Origin of the sequence: Streptomyces sp. NPDC058274, from assembly GCF_042881375.1 — a bacterium.
Lineage (GTDB): Bacteria > Actinomycetota > Actinomycetes > Streptomycetales > Streptomycetaceae > Streptomyces.
In genome coordinates, this window is the sequence record NZ_JBHVXW010000042.1 from 1 (window position 1) to 2,208 (window position 2,208).

A 2,208-nucleotide genomic window follows, 5' to 3' on the forward strand; every position below is an offset into this window, starting at 1 on the left:
GGCGGGGATCGGGCACCTGAGCCAGGCAGGTCAGCAGGCCGGGGAGGTCATCGGGGAGGGTCGACGCGGTGTCGGCGAGTTGGCCCAGAGGGCGCGGGATGAGCGAGGATGAGCGGGCAGGCACGGTCTTCCGTCGTGGTGATCAGGGACTCGACACCTCATGATCACCGGAAGTCGTGCCTGCCTCCGCGTCAGCCCCCGCCGACCAACCCGCAGTCCGGCCGCAGCTCCTGAAGCCCCATCAACCCGGATGCACCGCTGGAACGACGCCGCCCTGCCCGCGTACCCGGTCGGTCACCGTCATCGTGGCGCCGACGGGGTACGCCCGTCACCCGCGAGCGGAGTGCGACTTCAGCGGATGCGGTGCTGCCGCCAGAAGGGGCCGAGGTCCCTGTGCGTCATCGACTGTGCGGCCTTCTGGAAGTCGACCGTGGTGGAGACGCCGTACCAGTGGTCGTGGGCGTACTTCTTGATGAGGCGCGCCATGGTGCCGGCCCCGAGGACGTGCTCCAGGTCGGCCAGGACGCAGGGGCCGATCCCGTACACGACCTGGAAGTACTCGCCACGGTGTGTAGACCAGTAGGCCATCGAGTTGGTGAGCGCGGCGGTGGCGCTCGGCCAGGAGTCGTCCGGCGAGCACTCGAACCCGTCCCAGCGGTGGTAGCGCGCGTTGGCGTACTGAGCGAAACTCTCGTCCAGCCAGGGTGAGTTGTACTCGTCGTTGCCCACGACGCCGTACCACCACTGGTGGGCGATCTCATGGACGGTGGCGCCGCCCTCCTCCTCGGTGCCGAGGATGACCAGGCCGGGGTACTCCATGCCGCCGGCGAACCCGGGGGTCATCACGAGGTCTATCTCGCCGTACGGATAGCGGCCGAACTCCCTGCCGAACCGGTCGATGGCGGCGACGCCGTCCTTGCGGTTGAGGCGGACACCGGCGGCGGGCGTGTTCGGCGACCAGTACGACTTCACGCGCACGCCGTCGGGCGAGGTCTGGGTCGCGGTGCGGAACGGGCCCGCCGCCCATGCGAAGTCCCGCACCCGCTTGGCGACGCTGTGGGTGACCGTACGCCCGGTACCGCCGGAGCGGGTCCATGTGCTGCCGCTCGCCGGGACCTTGAGGGCGGACGGGTGGTCGAGGCGCACCCGGAAGTCGCTCGCCAGGGTGTAGAAGCTCTCGCCGTACGACACATACGGATCGAGGTGCCACCCCCTCGCGTCGTGCACGGCGAGGACCGGCAGCGCGTTGCCCAGGAAGCGGAACGCGCCTTCGCGGCCGAAGCGGTTGTTGCGTGCGGGCACGGTGAGGGCCACGTCGAAGGAGACGGCCGTCCGCTCACCGCGTGCGAGCGGCCTCGGCAGAGTAATGCGCAGCGCCGTGCACTTCACGCCGGGGCGGCCCGGAGTGCCGCCGCGCACGTGGGAGACGCGGACGGGGGACGGTCTTCCGGATGTCCCGCAGCCGTCCTCGCCATTGCCCCACAGGCGTATGTACACCTCACGCAGGGGCCGGCTGGAGGCGTTGCGGAAGGACACCGTCTGCCGGCCCGCCCAGTGGGAGCCGTCGGCGTCGGCGCGCAGCTTCACGTCGTAGCTGGGGCGGTCGGGCGTCGCGGGTTCGGCCGCTCTCACCGCGGCGCCGGGCGCCGGGCCGGACGGTGTGCCGGCCTCGGCCACGGTGGAGCCTGCAGTCGCGATCAGCGCGAGCAGGGCGACCAGCAGACGGCGACCGGTTCTTGAGGGGCCCCTGGGCGACGAAGGCAACGAAGGCATGGCAGACGACATGACAGATGACATGCCAGCGGATCTTGTCACAGGGTTCCCCACAGTCAACACAGGCCCGCGCGAAGAGGGGAGGTCGGCTCCGCTTGGGCGGCGAAAATGCCAGGGTACGCAGGGGTTGTTCGCTGTACGTGGGCGCACAGTAAGGATCCCGGTTCAACCCATCCGCAGTTCATCCCCTTCCATGAGGCCTGGCCACGTGTTCCTGACCATCACCACCACCGGCACCCCCGTACGCCCCGCGACCGACCTCGGCTACCTGCTGCACAAGCATCCCGACAACGCGCAGACGTTCTCCACCTCCTACGGCACTCCGTAGATACGTAGGTTGAAACTGCTCTCCGCTCTGCCTATGGCAGAGCCACAGAGGGCGCTACTCGCCGCGCGGATCAGCGTGGACACCGACGAATCAACGCCCATCCCAAG

Annotated in this window: 1 protein-coding gene and 1 pseudogene; one reads left to right on the forward strand and one right to left on the reverse strand. The window is 69.4% G+C overall.

Annotated features, from left to right (window positions below; all coding sequences use genetic code 11):
- Window positions 1–351: 351 nt before the first annotated feature.
- Window positions 352–1,773, reverse strand: coding sequence for a M1 family metallopeptidase (locus ACFVYF_RS37780; RefSeq protein ID WP_389462581.1), 1,422 nt, complete (start codon window positions 1,771–1,773; stop codon window positions 352–354).
- A 208-nt stretch (window positions 1,774–1,981) separates the two neighbouring features.
- Between ACFVYF_RS37780 and ACFVYF_RS37785 the strand changes: the two are divergent.
- Window positions 1,982–2,095 (forward strand): annotated as a pseudogene (locus ACFVYF_RS37785) (hypothetical protein); the annotation flags it as partial.
- Window positions 2,096–2,208: the final 113 nt, after the last annotated feature.

Bases quoted from the DNA above. Each gene is read 5' to 3' on its own strand.
- ACFVYF_RS37780 (WP_389462581.1), bottom strand. From the start codon at position 1,773: ATGCCTTCGTTGCCTTCGTCGCCCAGGGGCCCCTCAAGAACCGGTCGC.